We start from the raw sequence: 24,948 nt of genomic DNA, 5'->3' as shown, positions 1-24,948 counted from the left end.
CCGCGGGCCGGGGGTGAGGCCGCCTCATCCCTCCTGGGCGATCCGGTCGTGCTCGTCGAGCAAGGCCCATAGGAACGCCACGACCGGCACGGCGATCAACGCGCCGATGATCCCGGCGAGGATGCCGCCGGCCGTCACCGCGGCGAGCGTCGCCAGCGGGTGCAGGTTCACGCTGCGGCGGTAGACGATGGGGTCGAGCACGAGGCTCTCGACCTCCTGCACCGCGAGCACGATCACCGCGACCACGGCGGCGGTTCCGACGCCGTTAGCCGCCAGCGCCACCGCGACGCAGACCGCGCCCGAGACCCACGCGCCGGCGACCGGCACGAACGCCGCCATGAACACCAGCGCGGCCAGCGACCCGGCGATCGGCACGCCGAGGATGACCAGGCCGAGGCCGATCAGCAGCGCGTCGAACGCCGCGACGAGCGTGACGCCGCGGCAGTAGCCGCCCAGCGCCGCCCAGCCGCGCAGCGCCATCCGCTCGACGGCCGGGCGCCGGTCGGGTCGGAAGCGCCGGATCAGCCAGGCACCGACCTTCTCGCCGTCGGTCAGCAGGTAGATCAGGAACGCGACCGCGAGGACCGTGCCGCTGACCAGCTCGACCAGCAGCGAGGCGCCGCCCAGCACGCCGCCGAACAGCGCCTTGCCCGCGCTGGCCAGCGCGGGGCCGACCTGGCCGGCGGCGTCTCCGACCGGGGACGCGCCGAGGTCCAGCGGCCCGTCGTTGTGCTTGGCCCAGTCGGCGATCTCGTCACTGGCTTGGGAGACGAACGCGCCGATCTCGTCCAGCTGGCTGACGAACGACCCGATGATCACCACGGTCAGCAGCGCCAGCCCGGCGATCAGCGCGAGCATCACGAGGACCATCGCCGCGGGGCGCGGGATCCCGCGCGTGGCCAGCCAGCGCGTGGCCGGGAGCATCTGGGTGCTGAGCAGGACCGCGACGAACAGCGGGATCGCGAACGCGCGCAGGGTCCAGAACAGGAAGATGCCGAGCGCGGCGGCGCCCGCGACGACCAGGGCGCGCCAGCTCCACGCGGCGGCGGACGCCAGGCCGGGGGAGACGCCGCGATCGCTCACGATCGGGCGCGCTCGTCGCGGGCGGCGCCGACCGCCTCGTCGACCGAGCGGTGCAGTGCGGAGAGGTCGCGGTCGGCCCCGGCGCGGCGCAGCAGGTCGCGCACGACGCCGACGTCGCGGGCGACGATCAGGCGGGCGCCGCGCGCGGCCAGGTCCTCGGCGACCTGCTCGAGCATCGTCGCGGCGGTCGCGTCGATCGACGGGCTCGTCTCGGCGTCCAGGACGACGGCGGTGATGCCGGGCTCGGCGGCGGCCGCGAGCAGCGCGCGGTGCACGGCGTCGGCGTTGGCGAAGAACAGCGGACCCTCGACGCGCAGGACGGCGACGTCGGTGGGTGGCTCGGCGTCTGGATCACGCGCGGTGTCGACCCACTGGCCGTTGCGGCGGCCCAGGCGCGCGACGTGCGGCCGGCTGGCGCGGTAGAGCAGCAGCACGAGCGAGACGCCGATGCCGATGAACAGGCCGGGGAGCGTGTCGAAGACCAACACGCCGAAGAGCGCGGCGAGCGCGGCGATGAAGTCCGGCGCGACGCGCAGGCGCTGGAGGCGGCGCAGTGCTTCGATGTCCACCAACTCGATCACGGCGGCGATCACGACGGCGGCCAGCGTCGCCTCGGGAAGGTGCTCGAAGAGGCCGGTCAGGAGCAGCAGGGTGATGACGGTGAGCACCGCGACGACCAGACCGGAGACCTGCGTGCGCGCGCCCGCGGCGCCGTTGACCGCGGTCTTGCTCAGGCTGCCGTTGACCACCATGCCGCTTGACAGCCCCGCCGCGAGGTTGGCGCCGCCGAGGCCCAACAGCTCGCGGTTGGTGTCGATCTCCTGGTGCTCGCGCGCCGCGTAGGTCTTGGCCGCACCGAGGCCCTCGGCGAAGCCGACGAGCATCAGGCCGATCGCGCCGGGGACCAGCGTGCCGAGGTCGTGGGCGCTGACGTCGGGTGCGCCGAGCGACGGGAGGCCACCGGCGATCGGGCCGACGATCTCCACGCCGTGGCCATCGAGGTTGAAGAGGTCGACGACGGCGACGCCGAGCGCGACGGCGACCAGCGAGCCGGGAACGTGCGGCGCGGCCCTCCGCAGCCCCATGACGACGGCGAGCGAGGCAATGCCTATGAGTGCCGTCAGCCCGTCGATGTCGCCGAGACGCCCGAGGAGGCCGACCAGCTTCTCGAAGAAGTCGCCGTCGTCCTTGCCGACGCCGAGCAGCTTGGGAACCTGGCCGATGATGATCGTCAGCGCCAAGCCGATGATGAATCCCTTGATGACCGGCTCGGAGATGAAGCTGGCCAGGAAGCCGAGGCGCAACAGGCCGGCCAGCAGCGCGCAGAGGCCGGTGGCGATCGCCAGCGCAGCGGTCATGGCCGCGAAGCGGTCAGCGCCAGCTCCTGTGGTGACGAGCGCCGCGACCGTGGCGGCGCTGAGCGCGGCGGTCGCCGACATCGGGCCGGTCACGAGCTGGCGCGAGCTGCCCAGCGCCGCGTAGAGCAACAGCGCGCCGGGCGCGGCGTAGAGACCGACGACCGGCGAGACGCCGGCGATCGAGGCGTAGGCCAGCGCCTCCGGGACGAGCACGGCCCAGACGGTCAGGCCTGCGAGCAGGTCACCGCTCAGCCACGTGCGCCGGTATCCGTGCAGCGAGGCGAAGAGCTTCGTGCCCATGTGCGCTCGATGGTGCGCGCCGCCGGGGTGACCACGGTTCACCCCGCGCGGGTGATCCCCGCTCACGCTTCTCGGCGCCAGCGTTCGCGGCATGCCGACGACCACGATCGCCGCGCCGCCCGGGATGGCCTGGATCCCGCCCGGGACGTTCATCATGGGCTCAGACCGGTTCTACGAGGAGGAGACGCCGGTGCGGGCGGTGACGATCGAGCACGGGTTCTTCATGGACAAGCACCCGGTGACCGTTGCCGAGTTCCGGCGCTTCGTGGACGCGACCGGGTACGTGACGGTGGCCGAGCGGCCGTTGGACGCCGCGGACTACCCGGACGCCGACCCGGCCGCGCTGGTGCCCGGGTCGCTGGTCTTCCACCGCACCGACGGGCCGGTCGACCTGCGGCGGCCGGGCGCGTGGTGGGCCTACGTGCCGGGCGTGTCGTGGCGGTCGGCGACGCGCGGGCGCCACCGCCATCCGGTGACCCACGTGGCCTGCGAGGACGCCGAGGCCTACGCGGCGTGGGCGGGCAAGGCGCTGCCGTCCGAGGCCGAGTGGGAGCGTGCGGCGCGCGGCGGCCTGGAAGGCAAGGTGTACGCCTGGGGCGACGAGTTCGCGCCGGGCGACAAGATGATGGCCAACACGTGGCAGGGGCGGTTCCCGTATGAGAACACGCTGCGCGACGGGTTCGAGGGGACGTCGCCGGTGAGCGCGTTTCCACCCAATGCCTATGGGTTGTACGACGTCTGCGGCAACGTGTGGGAGTGGACGGCCGACCGCTGGGCGACGGGCGGGACGCACCCGTGCTGCGCGCCGGAGCGGATGCCGGGCGAGCACTTCGAGCGGCGCGTGATCAAGGGCGGCTCGCACCTCTGCGCGCCGTCGTACTGCCTGCGCTATCGGCCGGCGGCGCGGCAGAGCGAGACGGTCGACACGTCGACGTCGCACCTGGGGTTCCGCTGCCTCGTGCGGCCGTGACCGCGCTCGCGCCCGCGTGGTTGCGCGAGTACGACCGCGCGTGGCTGCGCGCCGATCTGATCGCGGGCATCGTCGTCTGGTCGGTCGTCGCGCCGCAGGCGGTGGCCTACGCGCAGATCGCCGGGCTGCCACCGGCGGCGGGGCTGATGGCGGCGCCGGGCGCGCTGCTGGCCTACGCGTGGCTGGGGACGTCGCGCTTTTTGATCGTGAGCGCGACGACCGCGACGTCGGCGGTCTCGGCCGCCGCGGTGGGACCGCTGGCCGGGGGCGACGTGGCGCGCTTCGCGGCGTTGTCGGCGGCGCTGGCGCTGGTCTGCGCGGTGGTGCTGGTGGTAGCGGGCCGGCTCGGGCTGGGCGCGATCGCCGACCTGGTCAGCAAGCCGGTGATGGTCGGGTTCCTGTTCGGCGTGGGGTTGACCGTGGCGATCGCGCAGGTGCCGGCGGCGCTGGGCCTGCCGGGGGCGGAGGGGACGTTCTTCGACCGGCTCGGCGCGCTGTGGCGACACGTCGACGACGTGCACGCGGAGACCGCCGTGGTCGCCGCGGCGAGCGTCGCCGCGCTGCTGGGCCTGCGTCGCATCGCCCCGCGCCTGCCCGCGCCGCTCATCGTCCTGGGCGGCGCGATCGTCCTGTCCGCGCTGCTCGACCTCCACGGCCACGGCGTCGACACCGTCGGGCGCATCCCGCGCGCGCTGCCCGACGTCGCGGTCCCGGACGTCTCGGTGAGCGACCTGGTGAACCTGTTCGCGCCCGCGTTGGGCGTGCTGATCATGAGCGCCGAGGCGGTCGGGGTCTCGCGCGCGCTGGCCGCGCGGCACGATGAGCGCATCGAGCCGGCCCGCGACCTGATGGCCTTGGGTGCGTCCAACCTGCTGGCCGGGTTGTCGTCGGGCTTCGTGCAGTCCGGTGGCGCCAGCCAGACCGCGGCGGCCGAAGGCGCGGGCGGCCGCACGCCGCTGACCGCGGTCGTCTGCGCCGTGTTGGTGTTGTTGACCGGCGCCTTCCTCGGTGGTGTCTTCACCGACCTGCCGCAGGCGACGCTCGCCGCGGTGGTAATCGTTGCGGTCGCCGGGTTCTGGGACGTGCGCGAGCTGCGGCGGATCGCGCACGTGCGCCGCAGCGCGGCGGTCTTCGCGGGCCTGGCGCTGACCGGCGTGCTGGCGCTCGGCGTGTTGCAAGGCCTGGTGGTGACCGCCGGGCTGACGTTGATCTACGTGATCCGGCTCCTGGCCGGGGTCTCGGTGTCCCCGCTCGCGCGCGACGACGCGACGGGTAGTTGGACCCGCAACGCGGCCACCGACGGCACGGGGTGGATCCCGGACGACACGGTGGTGCTGCGCGCCGACGGCCCGTTGTTCTATGCCAACGTCGAGGGCGTCAAGGACACCATCTTGCGCCTCGGAACGCCGGTCGCCCACGTCGTCCTCGACCTCTCGCCCAGCTCGCGCCTCGACGTCCAGGCTGCTGACGCGCTCGGCGAGCTGGCCGACGCCCTCGCCGCCCACGGCACCACATTCACCCTCGCCTCCGTGCGCGCCGATGCACGAGTGACGCTCGACCGCACGGGCGCCTCGGAACGCGTGGCGTTCGTCGCGGATCTCGAGGCCACGCGTCCGAGCACCGCTCGCCCCGTCTCCTCATGACGGCCGGCGCACGATGTAGATCGCCCGCTCGTCGTTGAGCTCGTCGACCGGCCTCGCGATCGTCCTGTCGCTCAACCCGTAGACGCCATGGAGCTCCAGGTCGGCGGCGGCCAGCCCATCGCGGATCTCGGCGTCGGTGAAGTGGCGCTGCAGGTGGGGGACGCGACGGGACTCCCAGCGAAAGCCGGTGCGTTGCTCCAACACGACGAACTCCCCGCGCATCGTCGTGCCGGGCGCGAAGTCCGGGCTGGCGCCGCTGTTGAGCATCACGATCCGCCCAGGCTCCTGCTGGACGAGGGTGTCTAGAGTCCGGAGCCCGCCGAGCGTGACGACGTCGAACACCAAGACGCCGCCCGGCGCGAGGTTGCGATGGAAGCTGGAGAAGGCGTCAGACAGCTGCTGGGTGTCGAGCAGGTGGTTGACGGCGTCGCTTAGCGCGGAGACGAGATCAAACGTCCCGAGCACGGACAGCTCCCGCATGTCGTGCCGGATCAGCGGCACGTCAGGGCCGAGAGTCCGGCGCGCCTGCGCGAGCATGCCGGCGGAGATGTCGACGCCGACGACCTCCCAGCCGCGCGCGACGAGCGGCGCGGTGCTCTTGCCGGTTCCGCAGGCGACGTCGAGCGCGCGGACGCCGTTGTCGGGTAGCCCAGCGCCCGTAGCCAGCGCGAGCATCTCCGACCACCACCAGTCATAGTCCTGATCGCGGGCCAGGATGTCGTAGAACGGCGCGAACGCGTCGTAGGCCGCGGTCGAGGGAGACACGCTCACCACAGGACCTCCTTTCGCTTTCGCTTTTCGCGTCACGGTAGGGCCGCCGACGGGAGCGGGTCAATGGCCGATCGACAGCGCCGTCGAGGACGGACACTGCCGACTGGCACGGTGACGAGTGGCGCTTGGCGCTACGCCAGCTCGGCGGCGGGCTCGCCGGCCGGCTGCTGCTGGGGCCGCAGGCGGCGAGGGAGGACGACGATGGCGACGATGAGCCCGACCCCGAACATGACGGTCGCGACGTAGAACGCGGTCGTGTAGCCGTGGATCTCGGCCGCCGAGGCGAGGCCGGGGGCGCCCGCGTGGTCGGTCAGGTAGTTCGACGCGGAGCTCGCAAAGATCGTCGACAGCACCGCGGTGCCGACCGCGCCGCCGACCTGCTGGCAGGTGTTGACCATCGCGGATGCGACGCCGGCCTCGTAGCGGTCGACGCCGAGCGTCGCGGTCGCAAACGACGGCGCGAAGATGCACGGCATCCCGATGCCGAGGATGAGCAGGCCGGGGAGCACGTTGGCGGCGTAGGTCGACGACGGCGAGAGCTGCGCGAAGAACGCCAGCATCGAGATCGCGCCCAGCGTCATGCCGGTGATGATCAGCACGCGCGCGCCGGTGCGAGGCAGCACCTTGGTCTGAAGCGTCGGAGCCATGATGAAGATCAGCGCCGTCATCGGCAGGAACGCGACGCCGGTCTTCAGCGGCGAGTAGCCGAGGTCGCGCTGCATGAAGAACGTGAGGAACAGGAAGACGGCGAAGACGCTCGAGCCGGCGATCGCGATCGAGGCGTACGCGCCACCGCGGGCGCGGTCCCAGACGATGTGCAGCGGCAGCAGCGGGTTGGCGGAGCGTCGCTGGGAGAGCACGAACGCGACGAGCAGCACGACGCCGGCCGCGAGCGAGCCGATCGTCACCGCCGACTCCCACGAGTCGGTCTCGGCCTTCGAGAACCCGAAGACGATCGCGAACAGGCCCACGCACGCCAGCACGACGCCGAGCCAGTCGATCCGCGGGCGCTGCGGGTGGGCCTCGTTGGAGATCAGGCGCAGCGCGAAGAACGCCGCGGGGATCGCGATCAGCAGGTTGACGTACAGGCACCAGCGCCACGACAGGATGTCGGTGAGCAGGCCACCGAGCAGCAGGCCGACCGACGCGCCGGCGGTCGCGACGGCCGCGAAGACGCCGAACGCCTTGGCGCGGTCGGGCGAGTCCGCGAACGTGACGGTCAGCAGCGACAGCGCCGACGGGGCGAGCAGCGCGCCGAACACGCCCTGCAGCGCGCGGGCGATCACGAGCACCTCGAAGTTCGGCGCCAGGCCGCCGAGGACCGACGCGGCCGAGAACCCGATCAAGCCGCCGACGAACGTCCACTTGCGGCCGAAGAGGTCGCCGAGCTTGCCGCCGACGAGCAGCAGGCTGCCGAACGCCAGCGCGTACGCGGTCACGACCCACTGGCGGTTCTCGGTCGAGAACCCGAGGTCCTCCTGCGCCGAGGGCAGCGCGATGTTGACGATCGTCGAGTCGAGCACGACCATCAGCTGGGCGACCCCGAGCAGGGCGAGGACCGCCCAGCGGTTGGGCTCGGCGGTATGGGATCCGGCGGCAGGCATTCATCGGAGGGTACAAAGCGGAGGAAGCCTCCGAATGCCACGTTGGCTCGGACGTCTGATCTCACCCCCGCGGGATGAGGTCCGATCGCTCCCGCGGCGGCGATCGTCTGGCCAATGAGCGACGAGACCACGCGCTACAGCCGCTACGAGAGCGAGCCTCCGCCACCGCCCGGTGATGGTGGCGGCAGCGCAGGCAGCAGCGGTGGTCGAGGCTGGATGCTGGCCTTCGTGGCGCTGGCGGCACTGGCCGTCGGCGTCGTCGCGGGGCTCGTGATCAACGACGGCGACGAGCAGACCCGGACGGTGCGGGGCGCGACGCAGACGGTCGTGAAGACCACAGCGCCCGCCAAGACGAGCGTCGGGGTCACGATCACGCAGCCGGAGCGCACGGTCGAGCGGACGGTCACCGCCGATCCGGTCACCGTGACGGTGCCGGCCGAGACCGACGACGAGCCCGCGCCGTAGATCCGCTCTAGGCCAGCGCGGCGATGCCCTGGCCGAGCAGCACCAGGCCGAAGATCCCCGCCGAGCCGCCGGCGACCGCGCGCTGGTGGGAGATCAGCCACTCCTTGCCGGTGCTCAGCAGCGCGTCGGCGCGGTGGGGGAGGGCGAGGTAGACGCCGAGCGGGATCAGGATGCAGAGGTCGATGGACAGCACGAGCACGACCGTCACGATGGCCGTGGTCGCCGCGTCGGCGTCGGAGCCGATCAGCGCCTGCACGGCGCTGAAGTAGACGGCGATGTCGGCCGGGCTGATCGCGATCAGCAGCATTCCGAGCACGAGCGCTTGGATCGGGCGCATCTCCTCGACGCGCCGCATCCACGCCGGCGCCTGGCTCACGCGCAGCGGCCGGCCGGTGTTCGGATCGACCAGGGGGTGGTGCGCGCCGATCAGGTTGCGCAGGGCGACGCAGAGCAGCATCAACCCCACCACCAACTCGACCGACGCCTTCGCCGACTTTCCCGACGCGCCCTCGTGCCCGGACAGCAGCGCCAGCAGCCCGGACGCGATCAGGACGAGCACGAGCGTCCAGCCGACCAGGCACGCGACCGTGTTGGCGACCGGCCGGCGTGAGCCGAGCAGCATGATCGTCGTTAGCGCCGCGACGGGGGACAGTGCGCCGACGACCGCGGCGGCGACGATCTGGGGGAGCACGACGCGGATGCTCGGGGCTGTTGGGGTGAGCCGTGGTCGTCCGGCGGGGGTGAGGTGTTGCTCGTGTGTCGCCGTCATCCGCATGTCCGTTAGGATGTTTGGATGAGCGACGGTTGCTGCGATCTGCTGTGCCTGGACCTGCCGAAAGCCGAGGCGCTGCGGCACGCGCGCCCGGACGCGGCGGAGCTGGCCGCGGGCGCGGGCGCCGCCAAGGCGCTGGGGGATCCGACACGGCTGTCGATCGCCGCGGCGCTGCGGGCCGGCGGCGAGCTGTGCGTCTGCGACCTGGCGTGGGTGACCGAGCGGTCCGACAAGCTCGTCTCTCATCATGTACGCCAACTGCGGACGGCCGGGCTGGTGCGGTCGCGGCGCGACGGCAAGATGGTGATGTACGAGCTGACGGAGCTCGGCGCGGCGCTGTTGAGCGCGGTGCTCCCGGAGGCGGTGGTCACGTCGTGAGCTTCGAGCTGCCGGTGATCCCGGCCGCGCCTGTTGCGCCCGCCGCGCCCGCACGCGACGCCGCCTGGGAGCGCGCCGCGCGGTGGGCGGTTCGGCTGTCGTGGATCAGCTTGGTGTACATGGGCGTCGAGGGCGGGGTCGGGCTCTGGCAGGGCCTGGCCGCAGGCTCGATCGCGCTGGCCGGCTGGGGCCTGGCGTCGTTCGTCGAGGGCCTGGCCTCGGTGGTCGTCGTCTGGCGCTTCACCGGCGCCCGGCGGCTGTCGGACACCGCCGAGCACCGCGCGCAGCGGCTCGTCGCGCTGCAGTTCTTCATCTTGGCGCCGTACGTGACCGTCGAGAGCATCCGCACGCTGATCGAAGGCGGGCACGCCGACGTCACCGCGATCGGCATGGCGCTGACCGCGACGAGCGTCGTCCTGATGCCGCTGCTGGGCAAGGCCAAGCACAACCTCGCGCAGCGGCTCGGCTCGGGCGCGACCGCCGGCGAGGGCACCCAGAACATCCTCTGCGGCATCCAGGCCGCGGCGGTGCTCCTCGGCCTGGCCGCCAACGCCGCCGTCGGTGCCTGGTGGCTGGACCCGCTGATCGGGTTGTTCATCGCCTTCGTTGCGGTCAAGGAAGGCCGCGAGGCGTGGCGCGGCGAGTCCTGCGCGTGCTGCTGAGCGGGGCTAGTCCTTGAACTCGAACCGGAAGGCCTGGGAGCGACGGGTGCAGCGCCACTGGCCGCCCTCGGGCACGCCGCTGACCTGCCGGCAGGTGAAGCCGCGCGGTGCGGTGAAGGTCTTGGAGATCTCGCCGCGGTAGGCCTTCATGATGTCGCGCGCGGTCGCGCAGCTGAGGCCGCGTGCCGAGGAGATCCGCACGTTGGGGTAGTCGGAGTAGGTTGAGCAGGACACCACTCGGGCGGCGGCGCCCGCAGGTGCGGGGAGCGCGACGGCGATCGCCAGCACGGGAGCCGCGGAGAGCGTGGTCTTCAGGAGTCGGTGAGAGAGCATCGCCCGCGACGATGTCAGAGCGCGAGGCGCTCAGGGCGTCTGCGCGCAGGACGAGCCGGACCGCGACGCGGTCCGGCTCGTCGCTGACGGGTGCGGGTCAGGCCGCCGGCGTCGCGGCGGGCGCCGCGGTGCGGCGGGCCGCCGGGGCCAGCAGGCGCTCGGCCGCGGCGCCGAAGCCGAGGCCGATGACCAGCCACAGCACGGCGTTGGTGCCCAGCGACGCCAGACGGAACTTGTAGAGCACGTCGGCCGGGAAGCCCGCCGGCATCTCGTTGACCGCCGGCAGGATCAGCTGCGCGACGATGATCATCGCCACGAAGGCGACGAACGCCGCGATCGCGGCGTTCCATACGCCGAGCGACGGCAACAGCGAGCGGCGGATGCGCCCGGCGGCGATCGCCGCGACGACCGAGATGATCACCATCACGATGTACAACAGCGTCCGGCGCCCGATCGTGTCGTCGTTGCTGACGGCCGGCGGGTTGGCGGGGTACTTGGTGAACGGGACGATCACGATCGTCAGGTAGGCGGCCAGCGCCAGCAGCCCGGCGGTCGCCCGCGCCGACAGCTTGCCGTTGCCGATGCGCCCGTACGCCCAGGCGTAGGCCAATGAGAACAGGCCGCCGAGCGCGACGCCCATGACCAGCGTGCCGGTCAGCAGGCCCCAGGTGCTCTGGAGGTCGCGGCTGACCAGCGGGGCCTCGTCGGGCTCGTGAGCGAGCTGGGCGAGGTGGTCCTCGAAGGCGATCGCGTGATCGACCTGCGGCTCGCCGAAGATCAAGGCGAAGCAGAACGCCAGGACGCCGGCGGCGACGCCGACCAGCATCCCGCGGATGAGCAGGGAACGAACCATGATGGTGTCCTTGGTCCCTAGTGGCAGGGGAAGCCCAGCAGGTGCCGGGCGTCGTGGACCCACTCGTGGACGTCCATGCCGGCGATCACCGACGTCGCGCCTTCCTCGGCGCCCACGAAGTAGATGAGGATCATCAGGAGCAGCCCGCCGAACAGGACGAACGGCAACAGGTCCTGCGCGGAGGCGATGGGGGCCGGCGCGACATCCGCACCGGCGTGACGCTCGAGAGCGACGTCAGACATGTAGAGCTCCTTCTCGGGATCGTGCGTCCCGTGACGACAGAAGATGTCGCGGAGTCGAGTGTCTGGCTCCCGGGGCTTATGCCCCGGTCACAGTGGCGCGACCGCGCCGGACTTCAACCGGCTTCCTCGGACTCCACGCGCCGCGGATCATACGCGTGGCGCGCCTAGAGCGACGAAAGCCCCGCGTGAGCAGGGCTTTCGAAATGCGGATGAGAGGACTCGAACCTCCACGGGGCAATTGCCCCACAAGGCCCTCAACCTTGCGCGTCTACCAATTCCGCCACATCCGCGTGACAGGCGGAATCAGCATACCGAGCGGGGTCGGTTGCGGGCAGTCGGCTTGATTCCGTCTGAAGACCCCGCTACCTTCACGAACACATGTTCGACCGAGAGAACACGGACCGCGAGAGGTGACCCCGGTGGATCTAACCAAGCGCCAGCAGGAGATCTTCGACTTCATCAAGCGGTATTCCGCCAAGCACGGGTATCCGCCGACGGTGCGCGACATCGGCAAGGCCGTTGGTCTTGCGTCGTCGTCGACCGTTCACGCGCACCTGGCCAACCTGGAGAAGCTCGGTTTGCTGCGACGGGATCCGTCGAAGCCGCGGGCTCTGGAGCTGCTCGACAAGGCGTCGTCGGCCGTAGGTTCCGCGGTCGAGGAGGCGGTGGACAACGTGCGGTCGATCGTGCGACCGGCGGGTTTGCCGGTGGTCGGCGCGGTTGCCGCCGGTCAGCCGATCCTCGCCGAGGAGAACATCGAGGAGTACGTGGAGGTCCCGCCCGTCGCGGGTGGGGAGCAGGGCGAGTACGTCCTGCGAATCCGCGGCGAGTCCATGAAGGACGCGGGCATCCTCGAGGGCGACTACGTGGTCGTTCGCAAGCAGGAGAGCGCCGTCGACGGTGACATCGTCGTGGCGCTGGTGGGGGAGGAGGCGACGGTCAAGCGGTTCTTCCGCGAGCAGGACCACATTCGCCTTCAGCCCGAGAACACGACGATGGAGCCGATCCGCTCGAAGGACGTAAGGATCATGGGGCGCGTCGTCGGACTCTTCCGGAGCGTGTGACATGTCGGCGACCTTGACCCTCTTCCGTCCGTCGATTCTCGACCCTGTCGAGGATGGCGGCCGTACCCAACTGCGCGAGCCGGGCTTCGTGCCCGACCGTCCGCGGTCGGCTCCCAGTGACGGGGAGCAGCCTCAGCGGCACGAGCCCGGCTCTGCGCGATCCGGCGTCGAGATGCGAGCGCCGGTTGCGGCGCCCGCACGCGACGCCGACCAGGTGATGGTTCAGCAGGGCGGTGGGCCGACCCTTGACGACGTGCTCGTCGGGGTCTGGGAGGGCCTCGCCGCACACCGCACCGTTGCGTGCCCGGCCTGCGGCGAGGCGATGACGCCCCGCTACAGCGCCGGGCCCGCGCCGGTCGGTGGCCGCTGCTCGTCCTGTCGGACGACCATCGCCTAACGCGTCGCTTCCCCCGCCCGCGGAACGCCGCGGGCGCCTTCAACCCCTCATTCCCCTCCGGCGCCCGCGCTCCCCGCGGGCGTTCGTGGTTGTTGGGGCTTTGAATTGTCGTTCACGCCGCACGTGTTCCGACCAGCACCGCGAGGTCGCGGTCGCGCCAGGCCAGCTCGGCGCTCAGGCCCGCCTCCTCCAACCACCCCAACTGCTCGTTGACCGAGCTGGGCGTGTCGAAGACGCCGTCGATCGGGGTGACGACCTCGGCGTCGTCCTCGGGAACGATCAGGTCACCGAGCACGAAACGCCCGCCCGGCGCGAGCACGGCGTGGACGCGCGCGAACAGCGATGCCTTCTCGGCCGCGTCCAGGTGGTGGACCGCCAGGGCGGAGAAGACCACGTCAAACGGGCCGTCCGGCAGCGGGTCCTGCAGGCGCGCGACGCGCAGGTCCGCGTCGGGCAACCTCGGACGCGCGCGGGTGAGCATCGGCTCGCTGGCGTCAATGCCGACCAGCGCGGCGCCCGGGTGCTCGGCGAGCACACGCAGGGCGGTCTCGCCGGTCCCGGTGCCGAGCTCCAGAACACGCGCCGCCGGACGCGGGGCGGAGGCCGCGGCTTCCGCCACCGCGGCCTGCAACGCCCCGTACGCCGGGACGTCCTCGGCCATTAGCCGGTCGTAGTCGTCCGGGTCGAAATGGAACTGGCCCATGTGACCCGGACGCTACCTCGCGCGGCGCGGTGCCGCGCAGGGCTCAGTCGTCGCTGCCGTGCCCGCCGCTGCCGTGGTCGTCGCCGGCGTCGTGGTTGGCGCCGTCATCGGAACCGCCTCGGCCGCTGCCGCCGTTGTCATCGCCCGAGCTGTCGTCGTCCGGCTCGATCTTGCGCGCGACCCAGCGCCCGTCGACGCGCTTGCCCTTGACCTCAACGGCCTTGTTGCGCAGCGACGACAGCCCGCTCAACCGCTCGTAGACCGTCGCGCTCGTCACGCGGAAGGTCCGCGTCGTGCCGCTCGACGACCGCAGGCGGAACGTCCGGTTCGCGGTCGAGACCGACGTCACCGTGCCGTGGTAGCTCGTCAGCGACGACGAGGACTTCACCGGGACGGCCGCGGCGCCCGCGCCGGCCACCGGCAAGCCCGCCACCGCTACTGCCAAACCGGCCGCGGCCGCGGCCGGCGCCACCAAGGTTCTCATGCGAAGCACTTGCATCAACTCCTCTTCATCGGGGTTGACGACAGGCTCCCCGCTCAGCGGTCCCGAGCGCACTGGGACTTAAGTCCCGGGCCGCGATCACACAGTTGCAGCCCTTCCCGGTCACGCTCCCACAGCGCTACCCTGACTCCTGCACGCTGGACGGCCGCGGCGGGGAGAAATCCCGTCGAGGAAAGTCCGGACACCACAGGGCATGGTGGTCGGCGCAAGTCGACCCGGTGAAAGCCGCGGGACAGTGCCACAGAGACATACCGCCGATGGCCGGGCTGCACGTGCGTCCGGCACAGGCAAGGGTGAAAAGGTGCGGTAAGAGCGCACCGGCGTCATGGCGACATGGCGGCCAGGCAAACCCCACCAGGTGCAAGGCCAAGCAGGACCGTTCGCAGGCTGCCCGCCAAGGTCCAGGTCGGCCGCTCAGATGGATGGTCGTTCACGACAAGATCCGGCTTACAGGCGTGCTACGGCGAGGGCCCTTCGGGGCCCTCGCTACGTTTCGCGGGTGCGCTTCTCCCTGCTGTACGAGCTTCAACTGCCGCGACCGTGGGACGCCGACGCCGAACGGCGCCTGATCGCCGAGGCACTCGACCAGCTCGCCGCCGCCGACCGCCTCGGCTTCCACACCGCCTGGGTGGTGGAGCACCACTTCGCCGAAGAGCAGTCCCACGCGAGCGCGCCAGGCGTCCTGCTGAGCGCCGCCTCACAGCGGACGACCGACCTGCGCCTGGGCCTGGCCGCGCGCCCTGCGGTGCATCATTCGGCGCACCTGGCGGCAACGGTCGCCACCCTGGACCTGGTCTCGGGCGGCCGCGTCGAGCTGGGGGCCGCCGCGGTGGCGTCGGGCGCGGAGCGCGGCGTGTTCGGCGACGGCGCGGACACGGCGCTGCTGACCGCGATCCGCATGATGGTGGAGTCGCCGTTCGCGGGTGAAGGCGATGGCCTTCCGCCGCGCGATGTCGTCCCCAAGCCGCTCCAGAAGCCCCATCCGCCGCTGTGGGCGGTGGTGGCGCGGCGGTCCGACGCACGTGCCGCGGGGGAGCGCGGGGTGGGGGCGTTGGTGGTGTCCTCCGTCGACCCGGAGGACTTGCCCGGCTGGGCGTCGGAATACGACGCGGCACTGAGTGGTTCCTCGGCGGTTCCTGTTGGTTTTGCCGTCAACGCGCGGCTCGCCGCCGCCGTGCCGATGCATGTCCATCATGATGAGGAGGAGGCGATCGCACGCGCGATCGACGGCGCGCACTTTGCGGCCTACGCGCGCGGGCACTACACGACGTTCGGCGAGCACCGGCCGGGGAAGACGTCGGTGTGGGAGGACTTCCAGGCACGCCGCGACGACGTGGGGTTGGCGCGGCGCCCGATCGTCGCCGACGGGGCGCCGCTGAAGGTCAAGCTGATGGGCGGGGGGCTTGCGTCGCAGCGTGGAGCGATCGGGACACCGGACCAGGTCCGTGAGCTCGTCGAGCGCTACGCGGCGGCGGGCGTGGACGAGTTGGTGTTCATGGTTCAGATGGGCAAGATCGAGCATGAACATGTCATTGCCTCGCTCGAGCTGTTCGCGGAGGAGGTGATGCCGACGTTCGCCTCACGCGACGACGATGCTGCCTCGCGGCTGTCCGACGACGCCGCGCGGCGCGCGCTGGAGCGGCGTGAGGCGCGCCGAGCGGCGCCGCGGGGCTACGCGTTCAGGGCAGACGAGGGTGCCTCGGGAGGGTCGAGCGCGCCGGCGGCGCCGCTGCCGGTGGCACCTCCCGTCGCCGCGTCCGGGTCCGGGTCCTCCGAGTCACGCGCCGCCGGGCTCATGCGCGCGCTCGAGTCCCGCGGCGAGCGCGCCTTTCAGTCCTTCGTCTCGCGCTCCGGCGACGGGCGCCTGGCACGAACCGCGGGCTCGTCGGCCGGCCTGCGCGTAATCTTCGGCGCGATGGAGCGTCAGTTCGCTCCGTCGAAGGCCAACGGGTTCACCGGCGACATCCAGTACAACCTGCGCGGCGAGGACGGCGAGATCCGATCGTGGACGGTGACGATCGCGGATGATCGGGCGTCTGCGCGCCCGGGTGCGTCGGACGATCCGCGCCTGGCGATCACGCTGTCGACCGCCGACTTCATCCGCATCGCGGGGCGCGATCTCGATCCGGTCAAGGCGGTTCTGACCGGTCGCCTGGAACTGGCCGGGGACTTCACGGTGGCGATGAAGCTCGGCGAGATGTTCGGGCAGCCAGGACCTTTTTGATGTTGACGACCGACCGCGGCTCATGCGAACATGTGTTCGATTCAACCTATGGTCGTTGCCGTCCTCCTTTCCCGTTTTGAACTCGTCATCGCCGCCGGTGGGCGCGCGGCGCTCGCGCAGGGGCCCGCCGCCCTGGCACCGGAGCCGGGGCGCGAGCAATGCGTGGGGGAGGTGTCGTCCTCGGCGGAGGCTTTCGGCGTCCACAAGGGGATGCGGCTCGGCGAGGCGCTCGCACGCTGCCCGTCGCTGGCGCTGATCCCGCCGGACCCCGTAGGCGTTGCCGACGCCTGGGAGAAGGTCATTGCGCGGCTCGAGTCGGTCGGGGCGGCGGTCGAGAGCGACGCGCCGGGGCTGGCCTTCTTCGACGCGGCATCGCTGGCGCGATTGCACGGGGGCACGCTGCCGCCTGCGCAGGCGGACGGCAACGTCGTGCCGTTTCCGGGGCGCGCTGGAGGTGCGCCGCCGTGGCTGGCCGGGGTGGTGAGCGCGGTGCGGGCGGCGCTCCGGCTGCCCGCGCGCATCGGCGCGGGGCCGTCGCGGTTCTGCGCGCTGGCCGGCGCGGTGAAGGCGCGGTCGCGACGGGCGGAGGTCGTCGATGGCGCCCGCGGTCTGGCGTCCGAGCCGGTCGCGCTGCTGCGGCGAAGGCCGGAAGCCGCGCAGGTCGTGGAGCCGCTGATCCGCCTCGGGGTGACGACGCTGGGCCAGCTCGCCACGATGAGCCGCGCGTCGATCGCCGACCGCTTCGGTCGCGTGGGGGAGCTGGCGCACGACCTCGCTCGTGGGCGTGACACCGAGCTGCGCCCGCGCGTGCCCGGAGAGGTGCTGGAGGAGATGCTGGAGCTGCCGGAGTCGGCGTCGGGCGTGCAGCTCGAGCGGGCGCTCGTGTTGTTGGTGGACCAGCTGCTGGCCCGTCGTGAGCGCCGCGGCCGGACGCTGCGCGCGGTCGTCCTGGGTGCGCGCCTGGTCGAGGGCGGCACCTGGCGCGAGCGCGTCGTCTTCCGCGAGCCCTTGTCTGACGCGACCCGCATGCGCCTCGCGCTCGGCCAGAAGCTGATCCTCATGCCCGCGCCGGCTGAGGCCTTGCGCCTAGCCGTCGAGCGCTTCGGTCCTTCCGCTGCTGGCGCCCACGCCCTCTTCGACGACGGCTCCGCCGTCCGCACCGGGCGCATGCGTGAGGCAATCCGCCAGGCTCGCGCGGTCGCTGGCCCTGAGGCCGCCCTCCGCGTCCTCACGGTCGACCCGGACTCCCGCGTCCCCGAGCGTCAGGCAGTGCTGGCGCCGTACGAGCTGTGAGGCCCTCTGGCACGGCAGCCGCGCCGCCGCCGCGGCCGTGACCGGCCCGCGCCGCATCAACGTCCCGCTGCCCGCGACCGTGCGCGCCGACGCGCGCGGTCGCCCGCTCGCGATCGATGGCCGCGCGGTCGAGGCGGTCCGCGAGTCCTGGCTGGTCGAAGATCGCTGGTGGACCGATGCGCCGCTGCGCCGCCGCTACTGGGAGGTCGTCACGACCCGCGGCGACCTCGTCGTCCTCTTCCGCGAGCTCGACCAGGCCGGCGGCTGGTACCGACAGCGCTGAATCGTCACGAACACGTGCTGTTCCGTCACACCTGCGCCGCCACGCTGGCGCCTGGTGCCCTCGCGTTTTCGACAGCTGTCATCCGACCACGGCCAGGCTTCGCTCGAGTGGCTCGCTGTCGTCACGCTCGTCTGCGGCCTGCTCGCGCTCGGCGCCGGCCTCGCGCAGGCCGACGCCGTCGGCCGCCGCGTCACCCGCCAGATGGCGCGGGCGCTGTGCCTCGTGCGCGACGGCGACTGCCGCCGCGACCAGGAGCCGTGCCTTCTCGATTCAGACGAGCTCAGCAGGCATACAGAGGTCGGCGTCTTCTTCGTGCGCCTCAAGAACAACCACTACTCCTTGATCGAGCATCGCTCCGACGGCACGTACGCGGTCACCATCGACGATGGGAACGCGCTCGGGCTCACCGCGCAGATCGGTCTCGAAGCCGGCGTGCGCGCCCTTGGCGTCGACGTCTCCGCAGGTGGCGAGATCGCCGCCTCGTACCTCGCGCGGCTGCCCCACGCCCGCACGTGGTTCGTCCGCTCCGAAGACGAGGCTCGCGCGGTCATCGAGACCGGCGGCGCATGGCGCCCGCCCGACCGCACGTCCGATGGCTTCGACTCCCTGGCGCAGATCGGCGCCTCCGTGGGTGCCGATGCTCTCCGGCACCTGGAGGCCGGTTCGGTTGAGCTGAGCTTCGACACGCGAGTGGGCACGGTCACCGACCACCGCACCGGCCGGCACAGGATCTACGTCACGGCCGATGACACCCAGGGTGCGAAGGCGCTCGTGCTCGGATCGACCGAGACCCGTGAGGCGAGCGAGGTCTACGCCGTGGAGACGTCACCGACCGGTCGCCCGCTCGCGCTCACGATCACGTCGATCGGCGCGTTCAGCGCTTCGCGTGACCTGCCCGCAGTCGTGCAACCGGTCGTCGGCCGCCTCGCGAGCACGGGCGCCGACCGCTATGAGGTCACCGCTGCGCTTGACCTCACCGAGCCCGCTGCGCTCGTCGCCGCCTCGGAGCTGCTTGACGCGATTGCCCACAAACACGCTCGCGCACGGCCGTCAGCGGCGTTGCGACGCCTGATCGAGACGAGCGGGACGATCGAGGCGCGGATCTTCTCGGCCACCGACGAGGACGAGAGCTCCTTCGCCGGCAACGCGACGGTCGGGCCGGCCTCGTTGGGGCTCGATCACCTCGAGCAACGCCACGACGAGGTCCTCCTCGCGGCTGCCTCGCGCGGCCTCGACGGCAAGTGGATCTCGCGGGAGGACTGCATCCGATGAGGCTCGACTCCATCCACCATTCATGCGAACATGTGTTCGTGCCGTACGTCGAGCTCCACTGCCATTCGGCCTTCTCGTTCCTGGACGGCGCCTCACTGCCGGAGGAGCTGGTCGCCGCGGCGCTCGACCGTGGCCACGAGGCGCTTGCGCTGACCGACCACAACAGCGTCTCAGGGTCGATGGAGTTCGCGCAAGCCGCGTCGTCGCTGGGGCTCCGGGCGATCCATGGGGCGGAGGTCGACCTCGTCGACGAACGCACCGCGCGTGAGCAGCGCGATGGCGCGGTCTTCCACGACGAGGACCATCCGCGCTGGTCGCGCCACGTGACGCTGCTGGTCCGCGACGCCACCGGCTGGCGCAACCTCTGCCGCCTGCTCACCCGCGCTCATGCGCACACACGCGACACGCCCGGGCGCCGACGCGTGCTCGGGCCGTTCCTGACGATCGACGATCTCGCCGAGCACTCCGACGGCCTGGTCTGCCTCTCGGGCTGCGCGACCCACGGCGTGCACGACGAGCCCACCGCCCGCGCGCTGCTGGCCACCTTTGGGCGCGACGCGTTCCGGATCGAGCTGCAACGCCCTTTCCACCGCGACGATCGTGCCCGCAATCGCGAGCTGGCCGATCTCGCCGCGCGGCTGGGCGTCCCGTGCGTGGCGACCGGCAACGTCCACGCGCACGCACCCGTACGGGCGCGCCTGCAGGACGCGCTCGTGGCGATCCGCGCGCACACGACGCTCGACGCCTCCGAGCCACTGCGGCGCGGCAACCACACCCACGTGCTGACCTCCCCGGGAGCGATGGCGGTGCGCTTCGAGGACCATCCGGACGCGGTCGCCGAGTCCGCGCGGCTGGCCTCCGAGTTGACGTTCGACCTCTGCTCCGACCTCGGCTACCGCTACCCCGGCGCAGAGGACGACGCTGCGGATCACAAGCTCGCAGAGGTCTGCTCCTCGCTGTTCGACGGTCGCTACCCGCGCGGTTCGGCGCTGCGTGCGGCGGCGACCGCGCGGCTGGAGGAGGAGCTCACGCTGATTCGCGGCCTCGACCTGTCCGGGTTCTTCCTCCTGCACCACGAGATGCTGGAGCTGGCGCGAGAGGTCGCCGCCGAGGTCCGTGGCGGCGCGGCCGCGCGCGGGCTGCTGCCGCCGGGACGCGGGCGCGGGTCCTCGGTCTCCTCGATCGTCTGCTACCTCACCGGCCTCTCGCACGTCGACCCGATCGCCAACGACCTCTTCCTCGGGCGCTTCCTCAACGAGGAGATCACCGCGCTGCCCGATATCGACCTCGACTTCCCGCGCGACGTGCGTGCGGTGCTGATACCGCGGGTGGTCGAGCGCTTCGGGGCGGAGAACTCGGCGCTGGTCGCGGCGTTCCCGACCTATCGCGCGCGCGGCGCCATCCGCGAGCTGGGCAAGGCATTGGGGTTGCCCCCCGGGGAGATCGAGCGCGTCGCGCGGTCCTCGGAGGCGTACTCGGCGCAGGCGGTCGACCAGGACATCGCGGTGGCGCTGGGAGAAGGCCGGGAGCACCAAGGACGCTGGCGCTGGCTGCACGAGCTGGCCGGCGAGGCCCATGGCCTACCGCGTCACCTCAGCCAGCACTCGGGCGGGATGGTCGTCGCGACGCGCCCGCTGATCGACTGCTGCCCGGTCGTGCCCGCCGCGATGGAGGGCCGGCAGATGGTCATGTGGGACAAGGACTCCTGCTCGGACGCGGGCTTCCTGAAGATCGACCTGCTCGGACTCGGGATGCTGTCGGCCGTCGAGCGGTGCGTGGAGATGATCCACGCGCGTCGCGGGGAGCGGATCGACCTGTCGCGGATCCCCATGGACGACAAGCCGACGTTCGAGTGCATCCAAAACGCGGAGACGACCGGCGTCTTCCAGATCGAGTCCCGCGCGCAGATGGGGTCGTTGCGGCGCACGCGCCCGGAGACGCTGCACGACCTCACGATCCAGGTCGCGATCGTGCGGCCAGGCCCGATCGTCGGCGGCGCGGTCAACCCCTACATCGAGCGCCTGCAGCGCCTGCGGGCCGACCCGTCCTACGAGATCCCCTACGAGCACCCGTCGCTTAAGGAGGTCCTCGGAGACACGCTCGGGACGATCATCTTCCAGGACCAGGTCATTGAGGTCGCGATGGCGTTCGCGGGATTCTCGCCGGGCGAGGCGGAGGGCCTGCGGCGGGCGATGTCGCGCAAGCGCTCTACGGCGGCGATCGAGGCTTACCACGGGCGCTTCGTGCGGCGGGCGATGGCGCGCTGGGAAGACGTCGACGAGACCCTCGGCGAGCGCGTCTGGGACCAGGTGAAGGGCTTCTCGGGCTTCGGGTTCCCTAAGGCGCACGGCGCGGCCTTCGGGCTGCTGGCCTATCAGTCGACCTACCTGCGGGTGCACTACGCCACCGAGTTCCTGGCGTCGCTGTTGGACGAGCAGCCAATGGGCTTCTACCCGCCGGACGCGCTCGTGCACGAGGCGCAGCGGCGTGGGATCGAGGTGCTGCCGCCGGACGTCAACGCGAGCGGGGTGGGGTGCACGGTCGTCGACGTGGCCGCGGACGGCACGCCCGGCGTGCGGATCGGCCTGGGCTATGTGCTGGGCGTGCGTCAGGACGACGTGGAGGCGCTGGTCGCCGCGCGCGAGGCGGCAGGGCCGTTCCGCACGATCGAGGACCTTGCATCGCGCGCTGGAGCCGGTCGTGCGGCGCTGGAGCAGCTCGCGTGGTCGGGCGCTTGCGATGCGCTCACGGACGGCTCGCGGCGCCGGGCCCTGTGGGATCTGGGGGTCGCCGCGCCCGGCAAGCGCCTGCTGACGTCGGTGGTCGGCGTGTCCGGCCGCCGTACCCGCATCGACTCCGGGACCCAGCTCTCGCTGCCGCTCGGCGTCGGCCAGACGCCGGACCTGGCTGCGCTCACCGGCTGGGAGGCGATGATCGCCGACTACACGACGACCGGCCTGACAACCGCCACGCACCCGCTTGGGCTGCTGCGCGACGAGCTGAAGGCGAAGGACATGGTCACCAGCGGCGATCTGCGTCGCCTGCGCCACGGCACGGCCGTCCGCATCGGCGGCCTGGTCGTCGCGCGCCAGCGCCCGGGCACCGCGAAGGGCGTCTGCTTCCTGCTGCTGGAGGACGAGATGGGGACGGTCAACCTCGTCGTGCCGCCCAACGTCTACGAGCGTGACCGCACGATCGTCCGGGCCGAGCCGCTCGTCGTCGCCGAAGGCGTTCTTGAGCGTCATGCCTCCGCAGGCGGTGCGATCAACGTCGTCATCCGCCGCCTCGCCCGCCTCGACGCCACCGGCGCCCTCCGCGCGCGTCCAGCCGCCGATGTCTCGACGCCGCACCTCACCTCGGTCACCGGCGGCTCCTCCGAGACCATCTCCGCCGACATCGTCGTCTCCATGCTCGACGCCCTCGAGCTCGCCCGTCAGGAGGCCCGCCACGCCGCTGCCGCCGAGGGCGAACCCGCGGCCGCCACCACCGACGCCACCGACGACGGCGCCATCGCGCCCACACCGCTCCGGCCCGTCACACCCGCCGCCACCGCCGACGATGACGACCTCGCCGCCACCGGCACCGACGACTTTCGCGCCATCGCACCACCCGTCCAGAGCTTCGCCGCCGGCCGCCGCCGCTGAGCCATGCCCTCTCTTTCCACCGCGCTGGGCCCTCCGTTTCGCACCGTCCTCCTCCGTGTTGGAGTCAGCATCGCGCCGTCCTTCGCTGCCCGGGGCACCACTTCGCGCTGTCCTCCGCGTCGTCTTCCCGCCGCTTCGTCAGTCCGGCGCGACGGTCCGGACTTGATTTGGCACCCGGGTCTGCGGATAGGGTCACGCTCGTGATCGGGACCCTCGTGTTCGTCCTCGCGTTCCTGGCAATCGGCCTGTCGGTCGTGCTGGCTGCGATGCGCAGTGGCCGGCCCCCCGCGGGCTCCAAGAAGGAGACGCGTGCCCAGCGCCGCGTGTGGAGCGTCGGCATCGCGGTCGTGATCGTCGCGCTTGGCGTCACGCTGCCGGCCGTCATCCTCGTCAACAACGGCGAGGATCACGCCAGCCACGGCGCTGGCGGCGTTCAGCTCACCGGCGCCCAGACCAACGGCCGCGCGCTCTTCGCTGAGAAGTGCTCGACCTGCCACACGCTCGCCGGCTCTCACGCCGTCGGCCGGGTTGGTCCGAACCTCGACACGCTCAACGGCGGCAACCTCAAGCCCGCGTTCGTGCTCGATGCCATCAAGAACGGCCGCGCCTCCGGCAACGGCCAGATGCCCTCGGGGCTTTTGTACGGCGACGACGCCAAGGACGTCGCCGACTACGTAGCCACCGTCTCGGGCCGCTGATCCCGCCGCCGCCTCGCCGCGCCTGACGATCCGGGCCAGGCCAGCGGCCTGGGTCGCTGGCCGGGATCGTGTGTGGCGTTGCAAGCAGCGCGGCCGTGCCCGGCGCGACACGGTCCCGCCAGGGGACGAAACGTCCGTGTGTCCGCCGCGCGACCTTGTCAAGAGCGGATTCGCACGAGCTCAGCAACTCGTCACCGGGCCGCTTCGCGGATGTCAAGCGGCGGTTTCCCGCTAGGTGCGGGCTCATTCCGTCCGACGCATGCCTGACTATGCCGTCAGTTCGCGCTTGCCATAACTCTGCGAACTAGCAGGGAATTTCGACGTTGCTACGATGCCGCCGTTCACAACCGCTGAATCCTCGCCAGGGCAACCTGTCGTGGAGCGGGGGACCCATGTTGGTTTGGGGCGAATCGCATTCGCGTAGCGCCGCTCTTCGGCGCGAGCCCGTCAGCTAACCCCGTAAGCCCAAGGAAGAGGAACCGAGAACACGTCATGCCATCGACGGACGCGCCCAACTGGTGGGCCGATGTGCAGCAGGAGCGCGAGGATCTCGCGGCCCCCGGCCGTCGTCCGGCCGATGACTGGCTCGGTGAGGACATCGACTTCGTCCCGCGCCGTCGCATGACGCGCGGGCGTGACGCCGCCGGCGCTGCGCCCCTCGATGAGCGCCTGACCGCCGCTCCGGCCACGGCCACCGCCGTCCCCGGCGCAGACGGCGCCGCCCACCCGCTCCACGGCGTGTTCGTCCCCGCTGACGCTGCTGCCCTGTCCCACGGCACCTCTCGCACCCTCGAGCTCGTCTCCGAGGACGACGACGCCAACGCTCGCCGCGCACGCGCCGTCGCCCGCGCGATCGAGCAGGACGACGCCCGCAGCGGCGCCCGCTCGCGCTCGCGCACGATCGAGCTGCACGCCAGCGACGACGCTCGCGGCCGCACGATCGAGCTTCTCACCGAGGCTGACGTCGCCACCGCCGCCGTCGACACCCCGGCCGCTGCCGTCGCCCACGAGCTCGCCCACCTCAGCGCGGCCGACGACCCCTTTGCGAGCCCGCCGCCGCCCGCCGGCGTGCGCCGCACCATCCAGATCAAGGGCCGTCCGACCGAAGCCGGTCGTCTCGCGAACGCCGCCGAGCGTTCGATGGCCCAGCGCCATCGCGGCCGGACGACCTCCGACCGCGTCGGCCACCGCCCCGACCGCATCGCGCTCTGGGCCGTCGCCCTCGGCGCGATCCTGATCCTCCTCGCGGCGATGACGTCCTCCTCGCAGGCCGCCGTGCGCCACGCCGGCGCCAAGCCCGCCGCGGCCAAGGCCTCCCACACGACCGTCTACGCGCCCCGCGCCGCGACGCTCGCCCTGCACCAGCGCTAACCGCGCTGCGCCGCCGCGCCGCGCCACCCGCGCGTAGCGCTCCACCGCCGTCTCCCTCGACAC

Annotated in this window: 24 protein-coding genes, 1 tRNA gene, 1 other RNA gene and 2 riboswitches; of the genes, 15 read left to right on the top strand and 11 right to left on the bottom strand. The window is 71.9% G+C overall.

Annotated elements, in window-relative coordinates:
* Positions 1-24: 24 nt before the first annotated feature.
* Entirely contained in the window at positions 25-1,083 is a 1,059-nt protein-coding gene (locus ACT01A_RS07010; RefSeq protein ID WP_445151526.1) for an AI-2E family transporter, read from the bottom strand.
* Positions 1,080-2,741, bottom strand: a complete 1,662-nt coding sequence (locus ACT01A_RS07005) for a SulP family inorganic anion transporter (RefSeq protein WP_445151525.1) — start codon at positions 2,739-2,741, stop codon at positions 1,080-1,082. Before ACT01A_RS07005 ends, ACT01A_RS07010 begins: the two co-directional genes overlap by 4 nt.
* A gap of 91 nt (positions 2,742-2,832) precedes the next feature.
* Between ACT01A_RS07005 and ACT01A_RS07000 the strand changes: the two genes are divergently transcribed.
* Both ACT01A_RS07000 and ACT01A_RS06995 read left to right on the top strand, forming a co-directional pair.
* Positions 2,833-3,711 carry a formylglycine-generating enzyme family protein gene (locus tag ACT01A_RS07000; RefSeq protein WP_445151524.1) on the top strand — a complete coding sequence of 293 codons (879 nt, stop codon included), beginning with the start codon at positions 2,833-2,835 and terminating at the stop codon, positions 3,709-3,711.
* Entirely contained in the window at positions 3,708-5,354 is a 1,647-nt protein-coding gene (locus tag ACT01A_RS06995; protein ID WP_445151523.1) for a SulP family inorganic anion transporter, read from the top strand. Before ACT01A_RS07000 ends, ACT01A_RS06995 begins: the two co-directional genes overlap by 4 nt.
* Here the strand turns inward: ACT01A_RS06995 and ACT01A_RS06990 are convergent.
* Together ACT01A_RS06990 and ACT01A_RS06985 are read right to left on the bottom strand one after the other, a co-directional pair.
* Positions 5,349-6,125 (bottom strand): class I SAM-dependent DNA methyltransferase, encoded by a 777-nt coding sequence (locus ACT01A_RS06990; protein ID WP_445151522.1) that lies wholly within the window; start codon positions 6,123-6,125, stop codon positions 5,349-5,351. The two genes, ACT01A_RS06995 and ACT01A_RS06990, sit on opposite strands and share 6 nt — an antisense overlap.
* A 131-nt stretch (positions 6,126-6,256) precedes the next feature.
* Positions 6,257-7,729 carry an MFS transporter gene (locus tag ACT01A_RS06985; RefSeq protein WP_445151521.1) on the bottom strand — a complete coding sequence of 491 codons (1,473 nt, stop codon included), beginning with the start codon at positions 7,727-7,729 and terminating at the stop codon, positions 6,257-6,259.
* 114 nt (positions 7,730-7,843) lie between these two features.
* On the opposite strand from ACT01A_RS06985, the gene ACT01A_RS06980 reads away from it, so the two are divergent.
* Entirely contained in the window at positions 7,844-8,194 is a 351-nt protein-coding gene (locus ACT01A_RS06980; protein WP_445151520.1) for a hypothetical protein, read from the top strand.
* A gap of 7 nt (positions 8,195-8,201) precedes the next feature.
* Here ACT01A_RS06980 and ACT01A_RS06975 read toward each other — a convergent pair whose 3' ends face one another.
* Complete coding sequence (locus ACT01A_RS06975) at positions 8,202-8,885, bottom strand: GAP family protein (protein ID WP_445151519.1); 684 nt, start codon at positions 8,883-8,885, stop codon at positions 8,202-8,204.
* Positions 8,886-8,987: 102 nt separating this feature from the next.
* Here ACT01A_RS06975 and ACT01A_RS06970 point away from each other — a divergent pair, with 102 nt between their 5' ends.
* Together ACT01A_RS06970 and ACT01A_RS06965 are read left to right on the top strand one after the other, a co-directional pair.
* Positions 8,988-9,344, top strand: a complete 357-nt coding sequence (locus tag ACT01A_RS06970; protein ID WP_445151518.1) for an ArsR/SmtB family transcription factor — start codon at positions 8,988-8,990, stop codon at positions 9,342-9,344.
* Positions 9,341-10,006, top strand: a complete 666-nt coding sequence (locus ACT01A_RS06965; protein WP_445151517.1) for a cation transporter — start codon at positions 9,341-9,343, stop codon at positions 10,004-10,006. The genes ACT01A_RS06970 and ACT01A_RS06965 overlap by 4 nt, the downstream gene beginning before the upstream one ends.
* 6 nt (positions 10,007-10,012) lie before the next feature.
* Here the strand turns inward: ACT01A_RS06965 and ACT01A_RS06960 are convergent, their stop codons facing one another.
* From ACT01A_RS06960 to ACT01A_RS06945, 4 genes are all read right to left on the bottom strand, one after another.
* Entirely contained in the window at positions 10,013-10,339 is a 327-nt protein-coding gene (locus tag ACT01A_RS06960; RefSeq protein WP_445151516.1) for a hypothetical protein, read from the bottom strand.
* A 97-nt stretch (positions 10,340-10,436) separates the two neighbouring features.
* Positions 10,437-11,192 (bottom strand): CbtA family protein, encoded by a 756-nt coding sequence (locus tag ACT01A_RS06955; RefSeq protein WP_445151515.1) that lies wholly within the window; start codon positions 11,190-11,192, stop codon positions 10,437-10,439.
* Between the two features lie 17 nt (positions 11,193-11,209).
* Complete coding sequence (locus ACT01A_RS06950) at positions 11,210-11,434, bottom strand: CbtB domain-containing protein (RefSeq protein WP_445151514.1); 225 nt, start codon at positions 11,432-11,434, stop codon at positions 11,210-11,212.
* A 36-nt stretch (positions 11,435-11,470) separates the two neighbouring features.
* Positions 11,471-11,584, bottom strand: a riboswitch (cobalamin riboswitch).
* A gap of 54 nt (positions 11,585-11,638) precedes the next feature.
* A tRNA-Leu gene (locus ACT01A_RS06945) sits at positions 11,639-11,724 on the bottom strand.
* A 129-nt stretch (positions 11,725-11,853) separates the two neighbouring features.
* On the opposite strand from ACT01A_RS06945, the gene lexA reads away from it, so the two are divergent.
* Both lexA and ACT01A_RS06935 read left to right on the top strand, forming a co-directional pair.
* Positions 11,854-12,498: a transcriptional repressor LexA gene (lexA, locus tag ACT01A_RS06940; protein ID WP_445151513.1), complete on the top strand. Its 645-nt coding sequence runs from the start codon at positions 11,854-11,856 to the stop codon at positions 12,496-12,498.
* Between the two features lie 172 nt (positions 12,499-12,670).
* On the top strand, positions 12,671-12,895 hold the full coding sequence (locus tag ACT01A_RS06935; RefSeq protein ID WP_445151512.1) for a hypothetical protein: 225 nt from the start codon (positions 12,671-12,673) through the stop codon (positions 12,893-12,895).
* A gap of 112 nt (positions 12,896-13,007) precedes the next feature.
* On the opposite strand, the gene ACT01A_RS06930 is transcribed toward ACT01A_RS06935, so the two are convergent.
* Positions 13,008-13,598, bottom strand: a complete 591-nt coding sequence (locus ACT01A_RS06930) for a class I SAM-dependent methyltransferase (protein ID WP_445151511.1) — start codon at positions 13,596-13,598, stop codon at positions 13,008-13,010.
* Between the two features lie 43 nt (positions 13,599-13,641).
* Positions 13,642-14,082: a DUF5666 domain-containing protein gene (locus ACT01A_RS06925; protein ID WP_445151510.1), complete on the bottom strand. Its 441-nt coding sequence runs from the start codon at positions 14,080-14,082 to the stop codon at positions 13,642-13,644.
* Between the two features lie 147 nt (positions 14,083-14,229).
* Here ACT01A_RS06925 and rnpB point away from each other — a divergent pair.
* The 8 genes from rnpB to ACT01A_RS06885 all read left to right on the top strand — a co-directional run bounded on the left by rnpB (position 14,230) and on the right by ACT01A_RS06885 (position 24,885).
* An RNA gene (gene rnpB / locus ACT01A_RS06920) (RNase P RNA component class A) lies at positions 14,230-14,566 on the top strand.
* Between the two features lie 33 nt (positions 14,567-14,599).
* Positions 14,600-16,324, top strand: coding sequence for an LLM class flavin-dependent oxidoreductase (locus ACT01A_RS06915; protein WP_445151509.1), 1,725 nt, complete (start codon positions 14,600-14,602; stop codon positions 16,322-16,324).
* 48 nt (positions 16,325-16,372) lie between these two features.
* Positions 16,373-17,617: a Y-family DNA polymerase gene (locus tag ACT01A_RS06910; protein WP_445151508.1), complete on the top strand. Its 1,245-nt coding sequence runs from the start codon at positions 16,373-16,375 to the stop codon at positions 17,615-17,617.
* 37 nt (positions 17,618-17,654) lie between these two features.
* Complete coding sequence (locus ACT01A_RS06905; RefSeq protein WP_445151507.1) at positions 17,655-17,900, top strand: hypothetical protein; 246 nt, start codon at positions 17,655-17,657, stop codon at positions 17,898-17,900.
* Between the two features lie 54 nt (positions 17,901-17,954).
* Positions 17,955-19,172, top strand: a complete 1,218-nt coding sequence (locus ACT01A_RS06900; protein ID WP_445151506.1) for a hypothetical protein — start codon at positions 17,955-17,957, stop codon at positions 19,170-19,172.
* Positions 19,169-22,816 carry a DNA polymerase III subunit alpha gene (locus tag ACT01A_RS06895; protein ID WP_445151505.1) on the top strand — a complete coding sequence of 1,216 codons (3,648 nt, stop codon included), beginning with the start codon at positions 19,169-19,171 and terminating at the stop codon, positions 22,814-22,816. Before ACT01A_RS06900 ends, ACT01A_RS06895 begins: the two co-directional genes overlap by 4 nt.
* A gap of 200 nt (positions 22,817-23,016) precedes the next feature.
* Entirely contained in the window at positions 23,017-23,514 is a 498-nt protein-coding gene (locus tag ACT01A_RS06890) for a c-type cytochrome (RefSeq protein WP_445151504.1), read from the top strand.
* A gap of 338 nt (positions 23,515-23,852) precedes the next feature.
* Positions 23,853-23,995, top strand: a riboswitch (cyclic di-AMP (ydaO/yuaA leader).
* Positions 23,996-24,006: 11 nt separating this feature from the next.
* The gene (locus tag ACT01A_RS06885) at positions 24,007-24,885 is read left to right on the top strand and encodes a hypothetical protein (RefSeq protein WP_445151503.1); all 879 of its coding nucleotides are present in this window, start codon (positions 24,007-24,009) and stop codon (positions 24,883-24,885) included.
* The last annotated feature ends 63 nt before the right edge of the window (positions 24,886-24,948 follow it).

This window comes from Baekduia sp. Peel2402, from assembly GCF_052567285.1.
This window is presented reverse-complemented; position numbering and strand designations above follow the sequence as displayed.